The sequence below is a fragment of the Mesorhizobium sp. M6A.T.Ce.TU.002.03.1.1 genome (assembly GCF_003997275.1).
In the GTDB taxonomy this organism is placed as follows: Bacteria; Pseudomonadota; Alphaproteobacteria; order Rhizobiales; family Rhizobiaceae; genus Mesorhizobium; species Mesorhizobium mediterraneum.
In genome coordinates, this window is the sequence record NZ_RZTI01000122.1 from 1 (window position 1) to 18,396 (window position 18,396).

Annotated in this window: 20 protein-coding genes; 17 read left to right on the forward strand and 3 right to left on the reverse strand. The window is 61.3% G+C overall.

Going from position 1 to position 18,396, the window contains the following annotated elements; all coding sequences use genetic code 11:
* From EOC93_RS26535 to EOC93_RS26545, 3 genes are all read right to left on the reverse strand, one after another.
* A partial coding sequence (locus EOC93_RS26535) for a DUF1254 domain-containing protein (protein ID WP_164759285.1) occupies nucleotides 1-448 on the reverse strand: 448 nt, incomplete at its 3' end.
* 194 nt (nucleotides 449-642) lie between these two features.
* Complete coding sequence (locus EOC93_RS26540; protein ID WP_126104914.1) at nucleotides 643-939, reverse strand: hypothetical protein; 297 nt, start codon at nucleotides 937-939, stop codon at nucleotides 643-645.
* A gap of 720 nt (nucleotides 940-1,659) precedes the next feature.
* Entirely contained in the window at nucleotides 1,660-2,550 is an 891-nt protein-coding gene (locus EOC93_RS26545) for a LysR family transcriptional regulator (protein ID WP_127206103.1), read from the reverse strand.
* Nucleotides 2,551-2,671: 121 nt separating this feature from the next.
* Here EOC93_RS26545 and EOC93_RS26550 point away from each other — a divergent pair, with 121 nt between their 5' ends.
* From EOC93_RS26550 to EOC93_RS26635, 17 genes are all read left to right on the forward strand, one after another.
* The gene (locus tag EOC93_RS26550) at nucleotides 2,672-3,397 is read left to right on the forward strand and encodes an SDR family oxidoreductase (RefSeq protein ID WP_127206104.1); all 726 of its coding nucleotides are present in this window, start codon (nucleotides 2,672-2,674) and stop codon (nucleotides 3,395-3,397) included.
* Between the two features lie 97 nt (nucleotides 3,398-3,494).
* On the forward strand, nucleotides 3,495-3,884 hold the full coding sequence (locus EOC93_RS26555; RefSeq protein ID WP_245461545.1) for a carboxymuconolactone decarboxylase family protein: 390 nt from the start codon (nucleotides 3,495-3,497) through the stop codon (nucleotides 3,882-3,884).
* A 92-nt stretch (nucleotides 3,885-3,976) separates the two neighbouring features.
* A complete protein-coding gene (locus EOC93_RS26560) occupies nucleotides 3,977-4,249 on the forward strand; it encodes an Atu4866 domain-containing protein (protein ID WP_245461546.1) in 273 nt (90 codons plus the stop codon).
* A gap of 107 nt (nucleotides 4,250-4,356) precedes the next feature.
* Nucleotides 4,357-5,118 (forward strand): NYN domain-containing protein, encoded by a 762-nt coding sequence (locus tag EOC93_RS26565; protein ID WP_126104910.1) that lies wholly within the window; start codon nucleotides 4,357-4,359, stop codon nucleotides 5,116-5,118.
* A gap of 508 nt (nucleotides 5,119-5,626) precedes the next feature.
* Entirely contained in the window at nucleotides 5,627-5,887 is a 261-nt protein-coding gene (locus EOC93_RS26575) for a DUF982 domain-containing protein (RefSeq protein WP_245461547.1), read from the forward strand.
* A 55-nt stretch (nucleotides 5,888-5,942) separates the two neighbouring features.
* Nucleotides 5,943-6,131, forward strand: a complete 189-nt coding sequence (locus EOC93_RS26580; RefSeq protein ID WP_095488451.1) for a DUF3606 domain-containing protein — start codon at nucleotides 5,943-5,945, stop codon at nucleotides 6,129-6,131.
* Nucleotides 6,131-6,313 (forward strand): hypothetical protein, encoded by a 183-nt coding sequence (locus EOC93_RS26585; protein WP_164546994.1) that lies wholly within the window; start codon nucleotides 6,131-6,133, stop codon nucleotides 6,311-6,313. Before EOC93_RS26580 ends, EOC93_RS26585 begins: the two co-directional genes overlap by 1 nt.
* Before the next feature lie 153 nt (nucleotides 6,314-6,466).
* Complete coding sequence (locus EOC93_RS26590) at nucleotides 6,467-7,516, forward strand: glycosyltransferase family 2 protein (protein WP_127206108.1); 1,050 nt, start codon at nucleotides 6,467-6,469, stop codon at nucleotides 7,514-7,516.
* Nucleotides 7,497-8,198: a class I SAM-dependent methyltransferase gene (locus EOC93_RS26595; RefSeq protein WP_095488449.1), complete on the forward strand. Its 702-nt coding sequence runs from the start codon at nucleotides 7,497-7,499 to the stop codon at nucleotides 8,196-8,198. Before EOC93_RS26590 ends, EOC93_RS26595 begins: the two co-directional genes overlap by 20 nt.
* Nucleotides 8,199-8,242: 44 nt before the next feature.
* Nucleotides 8,243-9,733 (forward strand): hypothetical protein, encoded by a 1,491-nt coding sequence (locus EOC93_RS26600; RefSeq protein WP_127206109.1) that lies wholly within the window; start codon nucleotides 8,243-8,245, stop codon nucleotides 9,731-9,733.
* Between the two features lie 369 nt (nucleotides 9,734-10,102).
* A complete protein-coding gene (gene kdpF, locus EOC93_RS26605) occupies nucleotides 10,103-10,192 on the forward strand; it encodes a K(+)-transporting ATPase subunit F (protein ID WP_032918612.1) in 90 nt (29 codons plus the stop codon).
* 32 nt (nucleotides 10,193-10,224) lie between these two features.
* Entirely contained in the window at nucleotides 10,225-11,928 is a 1,704-nt protein-coding gene (gene kdpA / locus EOC93_RS26610; protein ID WP_127206110.1) for a potassium-transporting ATPase subunit KdpA, read from the forward strand.
* A gap of 38 nt (nucleotides 11,929-11,966) precedes the next feature.
* Entirely contained in the window at nucleotides 11,967-12,182 is a 216-nt protein-coding gene (locus tag EOC93_RS26615; protein WP_127206111.1) for a hypothetical protein, read from the forward strand.
* Entirely contained in the window at nucleotides 12,179-14,272 is a 2,094-nt protein-coding gene (kdpB, locus tag EOC93_RS26620) for a potassium-transporting ATPase subunit KdpB (protein WP_126104904.1), read from the forward strand. The genes EOC93_RS26615 and kdpB overlap by 4 nt, the downstream gene beginning before the upstream one ends.
* Nucleotides 14,273-14,284: 12 nt before the next feature.
* Complete coding sequence (kdpC, locus tag EOC93_RS26625; protein WP_127206112.1) at nucleotides 14,285-14,854, forward strand: potassium-transporting ATPase subunit KdpC; 570 nt, start codon at nucleotides 14,285-14,287, stop codon at nucleotides 14,852-14,854.
* 52 nt (nucleotides 14,855-14,906) lie between these two features.
* Nucleotides 14,907-17,654 carry a sensor histidine kinase KdpD gene (locus tag EOC93_RS26630; protein ID WP_127206113.1) on the forward strand — a complete coding sequence of 916 codons (2,748 nt, stop codon included), beginning with the start codon at nucleotides 14,907-14,909 and terminating at the stop codon, nucleotides 17,652-17,654.
* The gene (locus EOC93_RS26635; protein WP_095488435.1) at nucleotides 17,651-18,343 is read left to right on the forward strand and encodes a response regulator transcription factor; all 693 of its coding nucleotides are present in this window, start codon (nucleotides 17,651-17,653) and stop codon (nucleotides 18,341-18,343) included. Before EOC93_RS26630 ends, EOC93_RS26635 begins: the two co-directional genes overlap by 4 nt.
* Nucleotides 18,344-18,396 lie beyond the last annotated feature (53 nt).

The following is an 18,396-nucleotide window of genomic DNA, read 5'->3' on the forward strand; positions in this document are numbered from 1 at the left end:
ATCCTATGGCTGGATTTGCGCGCGAGCCGATATAGCCAAAATTGTAGGTGTTGCCGTCGATCAACTGAACCGAGTAGTAGCGCTCCTTCTCCACCGCCGGCACCGAGATCACCATCGGCTCGGCGCGCAAATCCAGCCATAGGATCGAGTAAGGAGTGTCGCTGTTGGGGGTGATGATTGCCGTGTCCGCCGGGGAGGCGACTTGATGCATGTTGTTGATTTCGTTGAACGGCGCCTTGAATTGGCTGGACTTCGGGTCGACGGCGAATTCATTCATCACGGCATAGTTCATCACGAGCGGCAGGCCGTAGATGAAGCCTTCCTCGGCGATGTCCTTTGCCTCGATGATGCCGGGGTAGCTCTGCGCCATCAGCAGGCTTGGGTTCGCAATCGCGGCGCCAGCGGCAATCGCCGCGACCGAGCGAAGTAAATCTCGCTTTGTCAACATTTGCCGTACTCCTTTATCATTCGATCAGTTTTCGAGTTCGTGTATTTCACAATTCTTTTCGTCAGTTCGCGCCGGCAGGCGGCGCCGGTGTTCTCATTTTTTTGGGTCTTGGCGAGCTCCCGCGCGTCGTCCTGTGCTGACGCTGCGATAGCAAGGCTGGGACAAAATGGATGACGCTCGCAGGCGCCGACTAATCAGCCGTTCGGGCGCGGCTTCACGAGCCCCTCCTTGTCCTGCAGTGCGGTTCCGACTTCCTCGGTCAACCTGCTTATCAATTCTTGCCACTCGGCCCCCCTCGTCTCACGCAATTCCACCGCAACGGTGTAGACCTTCGACAATGCGTCTTCCGCTTCAGCAAGTTCTTCGCACATGTCACAAAAAGCTTCGCTTCGGTCCATCAACCGACGGATCAAGAATTCGGACTGCGGGAACCGTCGTGCTGCCGCTGAAAATGCGCTCTCTCTGCCCTTTAGTCTGGTACTCGCTGCCATTGCGCCACCCGCTGTCAAAGCAGCCTAGGCTCGGCATTCGTGGCGTTCCAGCAGCAGTGTGTAAGTTACGTGGCCGCCACGTAATTGCGATGTGGCGGGACCTGCTATCAATCCTGCGGGTCCAGTTACGTCGCCGTCCATGGGGACTAGCAGCCGCTCCCCCGACCGAGGTGCCGCTGACCCTGTGCGGCGCCCTGTGGTGGGATCCCGCCCATTGCGCGTGACCTGTTGCGTCGCGGGGTCGCAAACGACCGTCATTTCGTCGCGAATTGATTCTATCCCCTATGGCGCAAGGGTTTGTGAATTACGGTGACAGTGCACTTTTTTGCCGTGTTTGCTCGGCTGTCGCTGTGTGTAAATTGAACGCATTGCTCGACTTGCATTGCCGCGCCGCCGATGTCGGCATCTGCGCGGCCGGATTGCCGAGCAAACCGGAAAAGTCGTGACGTCGGGAGAACGCGGCAGGCGGGCGGCCCGGCAGCCTATTGGGGGTGACCGGCCGGCTACCGGGCCTAACCGGCTTGCGCCGGCTGATGAAAACATGCGCTCACGCTAATGTAATTGCAACATCGAGATGCCGGTGCGCCCAGCAAGGTTGACGATCTGGACTCCTGCCCCAAAAGGATGGTGGGCTGGTCGGTGCCGCCTCGTAGGTCTTGCAGGGCATGCGCGTCAGCACGGCGTCCTGCCATGCCTCATCAGCGTCCGCGCCGAAACGCGCTAACCAAAACGCCGTAGGTGATCGACAAGAGCGCGCAGCTTCGGCGCTACGTTGCGACGGCTCGGATAGTAGAGGTAGAAGCCGGCAAAGCGCGGGCAATAATCCTCGAGAACCGGCACCAGCTCGCCCCGATCGATCCACGGACGAAAGCTCTCCTCCATGCCGAAGGTGATGCCGGCGCCGGCGATGGCGAGCTTTATCATCAGCGCCATGTCGTTGGTCGTGATCTCCGGCGCAACGGCGACGCTGAACTCATTGCTGTTCTCCGCGAATTCCCAACGATAGGGCGCGACCTTCGGTGCGCGGCGCCAGCCAATGCAGCGATGGCCCGCGAGTTCCCTCGCATGCGAAGGCGCCCCGAACCGATCGCGATAGGCCGGCGCGCAGACGGCCAGCTGCCGCTCGTCACCGGCGACAGACACCGCGATCATGTCCTGCTCTATCACCTCGCCGAGCCTGACGCCGGCATCGTATCCCTCGGCGACGATATCGAATTCTTCGTCCGTCACCGTGATATCGATCTGAACCTCCGGATTGGCTTCGGCAAAGGTCGCCAGGAACGGCCCTGAAAGAAAGCGCTCGGCGATCGACGAGACGGCGAGTCGCAACTGCCCGCGCGGACGACCGCGCAGGTCCCCGGTGGTCTCCATTGCCGCGCGCATGTCGGCAATGGCCGGCGCTATCTCGGCGTAGAGGCGTTCGCCAGCCTCGGTCAGGCTGACGCTTCGCGTCGTGCGCCGGACAAGCGCGATACCGAGCGTCTCTTCCAGCCGCTTCATCGTCTGGCTCACCGCTGAGCGGGTGACGCCCATGCGGTCCGCAGCCGCGCGAAAGCTCCGCTCCTCGGCAACGAGGGCGAAGACCGCAAGCGCATTAAGATCCGGCTGCATTGGTTAGCTGTGCTTTCCACGCTGGGAATGAATGATCGTCTTATCGCAACAGTGAAACAGATCCATCTTCGTGGCAACCGCTGCATCGCGGCTCGCAAGATCAACCAGACGGAGACGAAACATGTCGCTCAACAAAGTCGTGCTCATCACCGGGGCTTCGAGCGGCATTGGCGCCGCCATCGGCCGGGAGCTCGGTGCTGCCGGAGCAAAGGTCATGCTCGGTGCGCGCCGCACCGATCGGCTGGACACACTCGCGGAAGAGATCAGGGCAAAGGGCGGAGAGGCAATGACACGCCGTCTGGACGTGACCGACCGCGCCGATGTCGCCGCGTTTGCCGACGCGGCGCGCCGGGCCTGGGGACGCGTCGACGTGATCGTCAACAATGCCGGTGTCATGCCGTTGTCGCTGATGGCCTCGATGAAGATCGACGAGTGGGACCGAATGGTCGACGTCAACATCAAGGGCGTGCTCTACGGCATCGCCGCGGTGCTGCCGGAGATGACGGCCCGAGGCTCCGGCCATGTCGTCAACATCGCCTCCATCGGCGCGCTTTCTGTGTCGCCGACAGCCGCTGTCTATTGCGCAACCAAATACGCGGTCCGCGCCATCTCCGATGGTCTGCGGCAGGAGCACGACAACATCCGCGTCACCTGCATCCATCCCGGCGTGGTCGAGAGCGAGCTCGCCGACACGATCACCGATCCGGTGGCGGCGGAAGCGATGAAGACCTATCGCGCCATTGCGCTGCAGCCTGACGCGATCGGCCGTGCCGTGCGCTTTGCCATTGAACAACCGGACGATGTCGATGTGAACGAGATCGCCATCCGGCCGACAGCCAACAAATAGGGAGGCAAAAATGGGTTTTCGTTTTCACCTCTCGTACATCGTGATTGCCGCAGCGTTGCTGATCGGCGCGGTTCCTCAAACGGCCAAATCGCAGACGATGGAAGAGCGGCTGCAACGCGGCGACGCTGTCGTCAGGAGCCTGAACAATGGCGCTCCGCAACCGACGCTGGAACGCATGAGACAGGAGTTTCCGTTTCTGGCCGCAGCAACCCAGGGCTATGCGCTCGGCGACGTCTGGTCCCGCCCGGGGCTCGACAGCCGCACACGCCAACTCGCCGCCGTCGCGGTATTCGCAGCCATGGGTGAGGCCGCCTTCATGAAAATTCATGCCGGCTATGCGCTGAATATCGGCGTGTCCGAGGGTGAGCTGAAGGAAGTCATCTACATGGTGACGGTTCCGGCCGGATTTCCCCGCGCGATCGCAGCATCGCAAGCGCTCTCCGAGCTGTTCGCTGAGCGTCGCGCCGCTCCCGGCAAACAACCCTGAGGAGCTGTCCCATGAAACAGGTTTCGATACTTGCCGCTGCCGGGCTTCTTGCCGGCGCAGCCGTCTTACCCATGCAGAAAGGTCTCACCCAGATGAATATCGAGCAAACCACAGCTACCCAGGTTTCGGAAAGCCACCCCTATGTCGGGATGTGGGTCACGGCCGATGGCCATATCCGTCACAACTTGCTTCCAAACGGTCGTTATGACGAAGCGCGCGGAAACCGTGAGAGCGCATACCAGGGGCGCTATGAGATCCGGGGCAACCACATCGACTACTGGGATGACACCGGCTTCACAGCCGATGGCGAATTTATTGACGGCGTGCTGCACCACGCAGGTATGATCTTGTACCGGAAGAAGTAGGTGACGTTCGTCGGATCTCGATAAAAAGGTTACCGCTGCACCATATGGCATTATGTCATTTGGTGCGAAATGTCATTTGGTGCGAAGCCAGAAACAGGGGGCCCACAGTGCCAACCGAACCGCGTTCTCCACGGCTTGCTGTGCTGATCGACGCAGACAATGCCTCGGCCAAGATTGCCGACGGGCTGTTCGAGGAAATCGCAAAGATCGGCGAGGCAAGCGTTCGTCGCATCTATGGCGACTTCTCCAGCACCCGTTCGAAGGCGTGGGCCGATGTGCTGTCGAAGCACGCGATCATCCCGCAGCAGCAATTCGCCTACACCACCGGCAAGAACGCATCCGACATCACGCTCGTCATCGACGCGATGGACCTTCTCCACAGCGGGCGGTTCGAAGGCTTCTGCCTGGTGTCCTCCGACAGCGATTTCACCCGCCTTGCCGCTCGCATCCGGGAGCATGGGATCGACGTTTATGGGTTTGGCGAGCAGAAGACACCGGAGAGTTTTCGGCAGGCATGCCGCCGGTTCGTATACACCGAGAACCTGCTTCCGACTGCGCCAGCCAACGCTCAGGATGCGGCGCCGACGAAATCTTTGCAGCCGCCCAGCGCCGCGACGCCGATCATCACCAAGGTCATTTCACAGATGGAAACCGAGGACGGCTGGGTGCCGCTCGGCATTGTCGGCAATCAGCTCGCAAATCTGGCATCGGACTTCGATCCCAGAACCTTCGGCTTTCGCAAGCTGAGCGATCTCGTGCGGAAAACCAATGCCTTTGAGATCGATCATCCCGAGGGTGGGGCGGTGCGTATAAGGATCAAGCCAGCTGCGAGGAGCCGAGAGAAATCGAAATCGGCAGCGTCGCGCTGACCCCTGCAAAAAGGTGAGCATCCCCGGCCCGATTGGCCTCTGGTCTGCCCACTATTTCGCTGGCGAAAACTGCCATTCGGCGTAATATTCTCATGGGAGAGGGTTCATAGCGGAGGAGGCCAATGAACATCGTTTCGAGAGCGCCTGCCGTTGACTTGACCGTCCAGGAACTTGTTTCATCTGCGCTTTCAAAATTCCGCGCCGGCGACACTATATCGACCAGAGCTGCAATAGATGCCATCCGCCGAGCAGACCCAGCTTGTGAGGACAGCGACGACCACTTGGTCGAGCTTGTCGTCATGACCGCAATTGGTAGGACCATGGGGGTCGTGTTCGACCATCGGTCCCGCTAGTGCATGCCGCCCCTAGCTTGTGCACTGTCTGAACTACCGGCGACGTAAGCCACTCAGTAACCATGAATTGTGATCGGGATGGATCACGCCATTCGTCATCGGAACGTATAACTCCGCTGCGCCGTTGCTGTCTTCGGAGTCAAGGAGTGCCGGTGATGCGTGATGAACAATTCGACATTCCCGTGACAATCGAGAGCGAACGGATCGGCCGCCCCCTCTCTGTGACGAGGACAGTCCAGGCGGCCTCGCTTCTGGTCGACAAGTGGCCAGACGAAAGGCGCGGGCCGAAATATCGCGCGGCCTTGAAAGCCCTGATGGATGCGATGGAGCAGCGGCGGGCGGTTGGCAGTGCGCGGCGCGCATTCACGGCCGCCGCCAAAGAAGCCCATCTGTTTGTGCGCGAAGGCCGGCACTAAGGAACCTCACGAAATCTCCGTCGTTATGCTCAAGGTCGAAACGAGGAGAACTGCCATGGCTGACGACAAGACCAAGACCGACAACCGCGATCGCTCACAAGTAGCCGGCGACGAAGACTATGAGGTGAGGCATCTCGCCGAGGAAGCCGGCATCACTCCCGACCAGGCACGCACGCTGATCAAGCGCCACGGCACCGACCGCAAGGTGCTGAACGAAATCGCCGAGAGCATAAAGGCGTTGTGATGGCTGACAAGAAGACCGCAATGGCCGATCGGAAGAAGCGCGAGCCGGACGACAAGGAGGCCTTGCGCCTGGCCGAGACCACCGACGTTTCTCCCAACCAAGCGAAGGATCTGATGCGCAAGCACGGCAAGGACAGCGCCAAGGTCGAGAAGGAAGCCAAGAACTTCAAGGCCGAAGGCTGAACGGCCGATTTGGCGGAGCGTCCGCCCTCTCCGTATCCCCGTCGCATGTGTCCGTCACGCGTCGTTTGTCTGACGTCGCGGGCCGGCCTGAGCGGTTTATCGGTTTTCTAACAAATTCGGCCTATTCCCGTTCTAGTAACGGGAGCTGGGCTTTTGGCGCAAACAGAGAAAATCGCCACGCGACGCGCTATCGCGCTGTCTGTTGTCGTGCCGTGCTACAACGAAATCGACGGAATCGCCGAGCTTTACCGGCGCGTGACAGCCGCTTGCCGTGAACAAGCGGGGCATTCTTACGAGATCATCTTGGTCGTCGATGGAGCAACCGACGGTACCCGAGAGGCCATTTTCGATCTCGCCAGACAGGACAGCCACGTCGTCGGATTGGATCTTGCCCGCAACTACGGCCACCAGATTGCGCTCAGCGCCGGCCTGGAGTTTTGTCGCGGCCAGCGCATTCTCATTCTCGACGCCGACCTTCAGGACCCGCCGGAATTGCTCGAAGCCATGATGGCAAAGATGGATGAGGGATTCGACGTCGTCTATGGCCAGCGGCTGAAGCGGCAAGGCGAAGGCTGGTTCAAGCGCACGACCGCGGCCGTGTTCTACCGCCTGCTGCGCAAGATGGTCGATGTCGACATGGCGCTCGATTCCGGGGACTTTCGCCTGATGAGCCGCCGTGCGCTCGATCATCTCAATGCGATGCCCGAGCGCTACCGCTTCATTCGCGGCATGGTGAGCTGGATCGGCTTGAAACAGGTGGCCTTTCCCTATGAACGGCACCAGCGTTTCGCCGGCGCCACGCACTATCCCCTGAGGAAGATGGTGTTGCTGGCGACTGACGCGATGACGAGTTTCTCCACCGTGCCCCTGCGGTTTGCCTCGCATCTCGGCATGATCTTCGGCTTTCTCGGGCTTGCCGCTCTCGGCTACACGCTGCTCTCGTGGTTCGTCGGCAGCGTGTTGCCGGGGTGGACCAGCCTGGCCGCGATCGTCCTGATCCTCGGCAGTGTTCAGCTTCTGGTCCTCGGGATTTTCGGCGAGTATCTCGGGCGCATGTATATGGAGACCAAGCGACGGCCCCTCTACCTGGTAAACGAGATTGCCGCCCACGATCCCGCCTCCGAGAAGCTGCCCGTCCATCGCCTGCAGGAGATGGCCGGGCAGCTGACGAAGGGAGCCGCGCGTGCTTCAGGCAGAATTTGACCAATTCGCGCAGGAATATCAGCAGCAGCATGCCGCAAGCATCCGGCTGAGCGGCGAGACGCCGGATTTCTTTGCGCAGTACAAAATCGATGACGTCGCGGCAAGGCTCGCCCGCTCGGGCGTGAAGCCGCGGCGGATACTCGACTTCGGCGCGGGCGTCGGAAACTCGCTGGGACCCATGCGCGCCGCCTTTCCCGACAGCGAAATCACCTTGCTCGACCCGTCCTCGCAGTCGCTCGACATCGCCCACAAGCGCTTTCCCGGCCAGGCTCATTTCAGGCACTTCGACGGCGAAACGATCCCATATGAGGACGCGAGTTTCGATCTCGCCTTCGCCGCCTGCGTGTTCCATCACATCCCTGAAAACCTCCATGTCGGCCTGATCAAGGAGATCGAGAGAGTGCTGGCCAGTGGCGGCAGCTTCTTTCTGTTCGAGCACAATCCCTTGAATCCGCTGACGACGCACGCAGTGCGAAGCTGTGCTTTCGACGAGAACGCGGTTCTGATCAACGGCCGCGACATGCGTGCGCGAGTGGCCGCGGCGGGCTTCTCCAGGGCCGATATCGTCTACCGGATTTTTTTCCCGCGCCTATTCGCAAGATTGCGGCCGTTCGAGCGCTTCCTCGCCACGGTTCCCCTTGGAGCCCAGTATTTCGTGCATGCGATCAAGCCTGCCGTCTGACCATCAATAGAGATGCTCGGCAGCAAGCAGCTCAGGGATATTCTATGCTCCAGATACAGGCTTCCCGTGAAGCACCGCCGTTGATAGACGACGCCCGGCGCGCAAGGCTGGTGTTTTGCCTGGTCGCCGCGGGTGTCATGGCGGCTGCGCTCCTTGCCCTCGCCGCTTCGTTGCTCCAGGACCCCGACAGTTGGTGGCATATCAAGGTCGGGCAGGATATCCTGGCAAGCCGCGCATTCCCGACGATCGATACCTATTCCTACACCTTTGCCGGCCATCCATGGATCGCCAAGGAATGGCTTGGGCAGGTTCTTCTAGCGCTTGCCTATGACGCAGCTGGCTGGAGCGGTGTGGCGCTGCTGACGATCGCCATGGTCGTCCTGACGGTCTTCTTGATGTCGTGGCATCTCAGCGTCTGGCTGAAGCCGACACTGGCGGTGGGACTAACGATCGTTCTGGCGCTCCTGATCGACCCCGTCTATATCGCGCGGCCGCACATCTTCACCTTGCCCATCATCGTCGTCTGGACCGCGTATCTTTTCGACGCCGCGCGCAACGAGCAGGCCCCGCCTCTATGGCTGCTGCCGCTGCTTTGCCTGTGGGCCAACCTCCACGCGACGTTCACCTTCGGCTTCGTCATCGCGGCTTTTGCCGGCCTCGATCTTCTCATGCGCATACGCCTGTCCAACCCCGCGCTCCTTGCCAAATGGGTCGCCTTCGGGCTGCTATGTCCGCTGGTCAGCCTGCTCAATCCCTATGGCGTCAAGGCCATACTCGCCACATTCACGGTGGCCTATGGCAATGAAGCGGTGCCCTACATCATGGAGTGGCGGCCGTTCAACGCTTCTGAGCATGGTTTCCAGGAGATGGCCCTGCTGATTGTCTTTTTCGGGCTGCTGGTTTCGAGACTGCAGATCGGCTGGGCCAAGGCGTTGTTCCTTGTCTTCACCTTGCATATCTATCTCACCCACATACGTTTCATTTACCTGTTCTTTCTGCTTGTCCCGATCGTCCTCGCCGTGGAGGTTGCGCAGCAATATCCAGCACTTTCGGCCCGGAAATGGGCGGAGGAAAAGCGCGACGGGCTTGAACAATTTTTCGTGCGGCGGTTCCGCCAAGTCTGGGGTGGAATTGCCGTCTTGCTGGTTTTGGCATCGGCGGCCTTCATTGCCACCTATCCGGTCGCGCCGAGCCAGAAGACCTCGGCCAAGAATGCGCTCGCATTCGCCCAGACCCACAATTTATCAGGCAATCTGCTGAATTCCTACGATTTCGGCGGCACGTTGATTTTCCATGGCATCAAGACGTTCATCGATGGCCGCACAGACCAGCTCTTTCTGAATGGCTTCGCGAAAGCAGATGAGCAAATGGGGCGCAGCGGCGGAAAGCCTGTCCTCCAAGCCCAGCTCGATAAGTATGCGATAGACTGGGCCTTGCTGACGGCGGACGACAGCCGCATTCCGTTCTTCGACGAACTGGGCTGGAAGCGGGCATACACGGACGACTATGCTGTGATCTACATGCGCGATCATTGATTTTCAGCAGCGTCTCGCGCCGGCGCACGGCCTGTCCGGGCCATCTTGTTTTCAAACGCCGTGCCTCTGTTGAGATCGCGACGGCAAAATCCCTATAGGATTTTTATTTCTTTCCCGCTCGCCACGTCTCGAACCTTTATGGTGTTTCGAGCCATATTCTACCGGAAATACACATCTCGGTCATTCTGCCGTTGTGGCGGGACGTTTCCGCATGATTTCGGCCTGCCGCCTGCAGGAGACGCGAAAACAAACGAAAATAAGGAACATGCACGATGGACATCGTCGCTCTCGGGATAGGGGTTTTGTTCTTCGCCCTTTCTTTTGCCTACATCAAAGCCTGCGACAGTCTTTAAGCGGGAGGATCGCAACATGCTTCTCGACTACATCCTCGGTGGCGGCGTGACTTTGTTCCTGCTCGCCTATCTCACCTACGCCCTCGTTCGGCCAGAACGCTTCTGACAGCAACTGGCCAGGCACGGAAAGCTATTTCAATGACTCTCAACGGATGGATACAGATCCTCGTTTATTGCGGGATCGTCATTTTGCTCGTGAAGCCGCTCGGCGGCTACATGTATCGCGTTTTCAGCGGCGAACGCACATTCCTGTCGCCGATTTTGGGGCCTTTCGAACGGAGCCTTTATCGCATCTCGGGAACCAGCGAGCGCGAGGAGCAGCACTGGACCTCCTATGCGGCGGCCCTGCTGTTCTTCAACCTGGCCGGCTTCCTGGTGCTTTACTTCCTGCAACGGCTGCAGGGCAGCCTGCCCTATAACCCGGCTGGCATGACCGCCGTCGAACCCGGGCTCGCCTTCAACACCGCCGCCAGCTTCATGACCAATACCAACTGGCAGAACTACGGCGGCGAAAGCACGATGTCCTATCTCGTGCAGATGGCCGGCCTCACCGTGCAGAATTTCCTGTCAGCGGCGACCGGTATCGCCATCGCGATCGCGCTGATCCGCGGCTTCGCCAAGGCTTCCGGCAAATCGATCGGCAATTTCTGGGTCGATATGACCCGGTCCACCCTTTACCTACTGTTGCCGCTCTGCATCGTGCTGACGCTGATCTATGTCTATCTCGGCATGCCGCAGACGCTCGGCGCCTATGTCAACGCAACGACGCTGGAAGGCGCGCAGCAAACGATCGCAGTCGGGCCTGTCGCCTCACAGAGCGCCATCAAGATGCTCGGCACCAATGGCGGCGGCTTCTTCAACGCCAATGCCGCGCATCCCTTCGAAAATCCCGATGCGATCTCGAACCTGATCCAGATGGTGACGATCTTCGCCATCGGCGCGGCGCTGACCAACGTCTTCGGCCGCATGGTCGGCAACCAGCGCCAGGGTTGGGCGATCTTGACCGCGATGGGCGTCCTGTTCATCGCTGGCGTCGCCGTCTGCTACTGGGCGGAAGCCGCAGGCAATCCGCTGGTGCATGCGCTCGGTATCGACGGCGGCAACATGGAAGGCAAGGAAACACGTTTCGGCATCGCTTTATCGGCGCTGTTTGCGGTCATCACCACGGCCGCGTCCTGCGGCGCCGTTAACGCCATGCATGACAGCTTCACCGCGCTTGGCGGCATGATCCCGATCATCAACATGCAACTCGGCGAGGTCATTGTCGGCGGCGTCGGCGCCGGTCTCTACGGCATCCTGATGTACATCGTGATCGCTGTCTTCGTTGCCGGGCTGATGGTCGGACGCACGCCCGAATATCTCGGCAAGAAAATCGAGGCCAAGGAGATCAAGATGGCAATGCTGGCCATTCTCTGCCTGCCGCTGGCGATGCTGATCTTCACCGCCATTGCGGTGGTGCTGCCGACAGGCGTCGCTTCCATCGCCAATGCCGGCCCGCACGGTTTCTCCGAGGTCCTCTATGCCTACACCTCGGCTGCCGCCAACAACGGCTCGGCCTTTGGCGGCCTGACCGGCAACACGCCTTGGTACAACATCACGCTCGGCATCGGCATGCTGATGGGCCGCTTCCTGGTCATCATCCCGGCTCTGGCAATCGCCGGTTCGCTGGTCGCCAAGAAGACGGCCCCTGCCTCAGCCGGCACCTTCCCGACCGACGGGCCGCTATTCGTCGGGCTGCTGGTCGGCGTCATCCTGATCGTCGGCGGCCTCACGTTTTTCCCGGCGCTGGCGGTCGGACCGATCGTCGAGCACCTGGCTGGCATCCACGGGCAGACATTCTGAAACCACCCCACCTTGGATCCCCACCTTGGATCAATGTCATGTCCTGGTTCGAAACTATTCGTCGCAAGATCCGGCATCGCGCCGATCGGAAGGGGGAGGCAACCCCTCCTCCTTTCCCGACCATGTCCACCTTCCTTGGCATCGCGGCAGTCATGATCGTGATCTGGTTGCTGGCTTACGGGCTTCCGCATCTGCTTTCGGCATCCGATCGGTCGGTGCCATCCAACAACATCGACACTGGAGCCACCAAATGAGCCAGTCCAAATCCGCTGTTATCATGGATGCTCGTATCCTGTTGCCCGCCATCGGCGGCGCCTTCAGGAAGCTGAACCCGCGCACCTTGATGCGGAACCCGGTGATGTTCGTCGTCGCTGTCGTCTCGGCGCTCACGTCAGTCCTGTTCGTCAAGGATCTCGTCACCGGCGGCGGCGATCTCGGCTTCTCCCTGCAGATCATCATCTGGCTGTGGTTCACCGTGCTTTTCGCCAACTTCGCCGAAGCGGTCGCCGAAGGCCGAGGCAAGGCGCAGGCCGATTCGCTGCGCAAGGCGCGCACCGAGACTCAGGCCAAGCTGTTGACCGGCGACGACCGCACCAAATTCAAGCTGGTGCCCGGCACCAGCCTGAAGGTCGGCGACGCGGTGCTCGTCGAGGCCGGAGACATCATTCCGTCGGACGGCGAGGTGATCGAAGGCGTCGCTTCGGTCAACGAGGCTGCGATCACCGGCGAATCCGCCCCGGTCATTCGAGAATCCGGCGGCGACCGTTCCGCGGTGACCGGCGGCACTCAGGTGTTGTCCGACTGGATCCGCGTGCGCATCACCGCGGCCTCCGGCCATACGTTCCTTGATCGCATGATCTCGCTCGTCGAAGGCGCCGAGCGCCAGAAGACGCCCAACGAGATCGCGCTCAACATCCTGCTCGTCGGCATGACGCTGATCTTCGTGCTGGCGACGGCGACGATCCCGAGTTTCGCCTCCTATTCGGGCGGCTACATCTCGGTGACCGTGCTCGTCGCCCTGTTCGTGACCTTGATCCCGACGACGATCGGCGCGCTGCTTTCGGCGATCGGCATCGCCGGAATGGATCGCCTGGTGCGGTTCAATGTATTGGCCATGTCGGGCCGCGCCGTCGAGGCGGCGGGCGATGTCGACACACTGCTGCTCGACAAGACCGGCACGATCACACTCGGCAATCGCCAGGCGACGGAATTTCGTCCGGTCAAAGGCGTCACCGAGCAGGAATTGGCCGACGCGGCGCAGCTCGCTTCGCTCGCTGACGAGACGCCGGAAGGCCGCTCCATCGTCGTGCTGGCCAAGGAGAAATACGCCATCCGCGCCCGCGACATGGCAACACTGCATGCCACTTTCGTGCCCTTCACCGCACAAACCCGCATGAGCGGCGTCGACATCGATGGCTCATCGGTTCGCAAGGGCGCGGTCGATTCCGTGCTCGCCCATGTCAATCAGTCGACCGTCGCCACCCATGCCACGCGCCCCAGCAGCGACACCGTCCGCGACCTGCAGGCAATCGCCGACGACATCGCCAAATCCGGTGGCACGCCGCTGGCGGTCGAGCGCGACGGACGCCTGCTCGGCGTCGTCCATCTCAAGGACATCGTCAAGGGCGGCATCAGGGAACGGTTCGCCGAACTGCGCAAGATGGGCATCCGAACGGTGATGATCACCGGCGACAATCCGATGACGGCGGCGGCGATCGCGGCAGAAGCCGGCGTCGACGACTTCCTTGCCCAGGCGACGCCCGAGGATAAGCTGAAGCTGATCCGCGACGAACAGGCCAAGGGCAAGCTCGTCGCCATGTGCGGCGACGGCACCAATGATGCGCCCGCCCTTGCCCAGGCCGATGTCGGCGTTGCCATGAACACCGGCACGGTCGCCGCGCGCGAAGCCGGCAACATGGTCGACCTCGATAGCGATCCGACCAAGCTGATCGAGATCGTCGAAATCGGCAAGGCGCTGCTGATGACGCGCGGCTCGCTGACGACCTTCTCGATCGCCAACGACGTGGCCAAATACTTCGCCATCATCCCGGCCATCTTCGCCGTCTTCTACATCGCGCCGGGGCAGACGTCAGGCCCGCTGCAGGCGCTCAACATCATGCATCTGGCAACGCCGCAGAGCGCCATTCTCTCGGCCATCATCTTCAACGCGCTGATCATCATCGCGCTGATCCCGCTGTCGCTGAGAGGCGTCAAGTATCGCGCCATCGGCGCCGGCGCGCTGCTCAGCCGCAACCTTCTTGTCTATGGCCTCGGCGGTATCATTGTCCCCTTCGTCGGCATCAAGGCGATCGACATGGCCATCACCGCGCTTGGCCTCGCATAAGGAATTACGTCCATGCTCAAGCAAATCAGACCCGCGATCGTCATGATCGTTTTCTTCACCGTGCTAACCGGCCTGATCTATCCGATCGGCATGACCGGCATTGCTCAAGCTGTGTTCCCGCGCCAGGCCAATGGCAGTCTGATCGAGAAAGACGGCAAGGTCATCGGTTCCGAACTGATCGGCCAGGCTTTTGCCAGCGACCGCTATTTCCACGGTCGCCTATCGGCCGCCGGCGACGGCTACAATGCCAGCGCTTCGAGCGGTTCGAATCTCGGTCCGACCAATCCCAAGCTGATCGACCGCATCAAGGGCGACGCCGACAGGCTGAAGGCAGAAAATCCGGACCAGCCGGTACCGATAGATCTGGTCACGACTTCAGGCAGCGGCCTCGATCCGCATATCAGCCCAGAAGCCGCCTATTTCCAGGTCGCCAGGGTAGCCAAGGCCAGGGGGATGGATGAAGCCGGGATCAAATCCCTCGTCGACAGCCATGTCGAGAACCGCGAGCTCGGTTTCATGGGAGAGCCGGTGGTCAATGTGCTGGCGCTCAATCTGGCACTGGACGAGGCCACCAAGCAATGAATGGTGGGCCGGGGATCGACACCATCCCCGGCGCCATTCATGATCGATTCTGATGCCGGACGACAGCCGCAACGAAACCAGACCCTCACCCGACGCGCTGCTTGATCATGCGGAGCGGGAGGCGCGCGGTCGCCTACGAATATTCCTGGGCGCAGCGCCCGGTGTCGGCAAGACCTGTGAAATGCTGATGTCGGGCCGTGCAAGATTGGCCGACGGGGTCGACGTGGTGATCGGCGTCGTCGAAACGCACGGTCGCAAAGAAACCCAGGCGCTGGTCGACGGCTATGAGCTGATTCCCCGTCGTCAGGTCGACTACAAGGGGCGCATCCTCGAGGAGATGGACCTCGATGCCATCCTTGCCCGGCGTCCAGCGCTGGTCCTCGTCGATGAGCTTGCCCATACCAACGCGCAGGGCAGCCGCCATCCCAAGCGCTATCTCGACGTTCAGGAAATCCTGACGCACGGCATCGACGTCTATACGACGCTCAATATCCAGCATGTCGAAAGCCTGAACGATGTCGTGGCGCAGATCACCCGCGTCAGGGTGCGCGAGACGGTTCCAGACTCCATCATCGACCAAGCCGACGACATCGAGATCATCGATCTCACTCCCGACGATCTCATCAAGCGGCTCGAGGAAGGCAAGGTCTATATCCCCAGCACCGCCCAGCGTGCCATCGAGAACTATTTCTCGCCGGGCAATCTGACGGCGCTTCGGGAACTGGCGCTCCGCCGCACCGCCCAGCGCGTCGACGAGCAGTTGCTGATCCACATGCAGGCCCACGCGATACCGGGGCCCTGGGCGGCCAGCGAACGTGTCCTGGTCTGGGTCGACGAGGATCCGCGCAGCGCGTCCCTTGTGCGTTATGCTCGCCGCCAGGCCGAGCGGCTGCGCGCACCATGGCTCGCGCTCTACGTCGAGACGCCGCGTTCGACGGGCCTGTCCGAGCAGGATCGCGACAGGCTAGCATCGACGCTCCGCCTTGCCGAACAATTGGGCGGCGCTGCCGTCACCATACCCGGCCAGGACGTCGCCGCCGACATTCTGCGCTACGCGGCCGCGAACAACGTCACCCACATCATCACTGGCAAGCCGCGCAAGCCGCGCTGGCGGCAATTGTTTGACGGCGCCGTCACCTATGATTTGATACGCGACGCGGGAAAGATCAGTGTCCATGTCGTCTCCGGCGACGTCCAGGCACAAGCGCAGCCGTCGCGCGGTATCACCCCGGCCCACCCGGCGCGTTTCGACATCAAGCCCTATTTGATCGTTACCGGCTACGTCGTCGCGGGGCTACTTTTCGGGCTGCTCTTGTCGCGTGTGCTCGACGTGCGAAACATCGCCCTAGTCTTCCTCATGGCGGTGCTGGTATCTGCGGTCACCGCGGGTCTGTGGCCTGCGATATTCGCTTCTGTTCTCAGCACCTTGGCCTTCAATTTCTTCTTTCTCGACCCGCTTTACACCTTCAACATCAGCGACACGGAAAGTGTCGTCGCGCTCGGCTTCCTCTTCTGCGTCGCGATCATCGCCAGCAATTTGACGGCACGAGTGCAGCGCCAGGCCGTGGCGGCACAGTCTCGCGCTCGCACCACCGAGGACCTTTATCTGTTCTCAAAGAAGTTAGCGGGAACTGCCACGCTCGATGACGTGCTTTGGGCGACTGCCTTCCAGATCGCCTCCATGCTGAAGCTGCGGGTCGTGCTGCTTCTGCCCGAAAACGGCTCGATCACCGTCAAGGCCGGCTATCCGCCCGACGACACGCTGGTCGAGGCCGACATCGCGGCCGCCCGTTGGGCCTGGGAACACAACCGCGCCGCGGGACGCGGCGCCGACACGCTGCCAGGGGCAAAACGCCTCTATCTCCCGCTGCGGACGGGGCGCACCGCCGTCGGTGTCGTCGGCCTCGACAACGACAAGCAAGGCCCGCTGCTGACGCCCGAGCAGCAGCGCCTGCTCGATGCGCTCGCCGACCAGGCGGCGGTCGCCATCGAGCGCATCCAGCTTGTCGCCGACGTCGACCGGGCCAAGCTCGCCGCCGAGGCGGACAGGCTGCGCTCTGCGCTGCTCACCTCCATTTCCCATGATTTGAAAACACCGCTTGCCGCCATCATGGGCGCGGCCGGCACGCTAAGGGAATTCGCGCCGGCACTTCCCGAACAGGACCGTGCGGACCTGCTTTCGACCGTGCTCGACGAATCGGAAAGGCTAAACCGCTTCATCGCCAATCTGCTCGACATGACCAAGATCGAATCCGGAGCGATGGAGCCGAACTACGCGTTCCACTATGTCGGCGATATTGTCGGCTCCGCGCTGTACCGAGCCAGGAAAATCATCGGCGAACACAAGGCCGACATAGACATTCCCGCTGACCTGCCGATGCTGAGGCTTGACCCCGTCCTGTTCGAGCAGGTGCTGTTCAACCTCCTCGACAATGCCGCAAAATATGCGCCGCCTGGTTCGACGATCCGCTTGCAGGGCTGGCTCGACAATGGCTTCGTCATCCTGCAGATCATGGACGAGGGGCCGGGCATTCCGCCGGCCGATCTGCAACGCGTTTTCGACACATTCTACCGGGTGCGCAAGGGCGATCAGGTCCGTGCAGGCACCGGGCTCGGGCTGTCGATCTGCCGCGGCTTCATCGAAGCGATGGGCGGGACAATTTCGGCGGCCAGCAGGACCGACCGCTCGGGTGCGGTTTTCACCATCAGAATGCCGGTGCCGACGGAATTGCCCGCCGTGGACGACCCCAACGGCGATGACCAAAATGTGGGCGGCCCCGATCTGGATGATTTGGCATGACGAATCTGGACGTCAGGATATTGGTCGTCGATGACGAACCGCCGATCCGCAAGCTGCTTCGCGTCGGCCTTGGCAGCCAGGGCTATGCGATCAGCGAGGCGCCGAACGCCAAGGCGGCGATCGAGCTCATGGAGACGGAAAAACCGGACTTGATCCTGCTCGATCTCGGCCTGCCCGGCATGGGCGGCCACGAATTGCTGAGCAAATGGCGAGATGATGGCCTTGACGTCCCCGTGGTCATCCTCTCCAGCCGCACCGATGAGGCCGGCATCGTCTCGGCACTTGAACTGGGCGCCGACGACTATGTCACCAAGCCGTTCGGCATGAACGAGCTTGTCGCGCGCATTCGCGTGGCGCTTCGCCACAAATTACAGCAGCAGGGCGAGAAGCCTGTTTTCCACACTGGCGATCTCACGGTCGATCTGGTGAAACGGATCGTCACCGTCGAGGGCAGGGAGATAAAGCTCTCGCCGAAGGAATATGACATCCTCCGCATCCTCGTCCAGCACGCCGGCAGGGTTCTTACCCACCGGTTTCTGCTGAACCAGGTCTGGGGCGATTCGACCGACGTGCAGTATCTCAGGGTTTATGTGCGGCAGCTCCGGCAGAAGATCGAGAAAACGCCCGACCAGCCGCGCTACATCACCACCGAAACCGGCGTCGGATACCGCTTGCGAGAAGTTGACTGAATACAATCCGGGTGGACAACGCTCAGTCTGCCGAGAGTTCCGCGGTTCGGGCA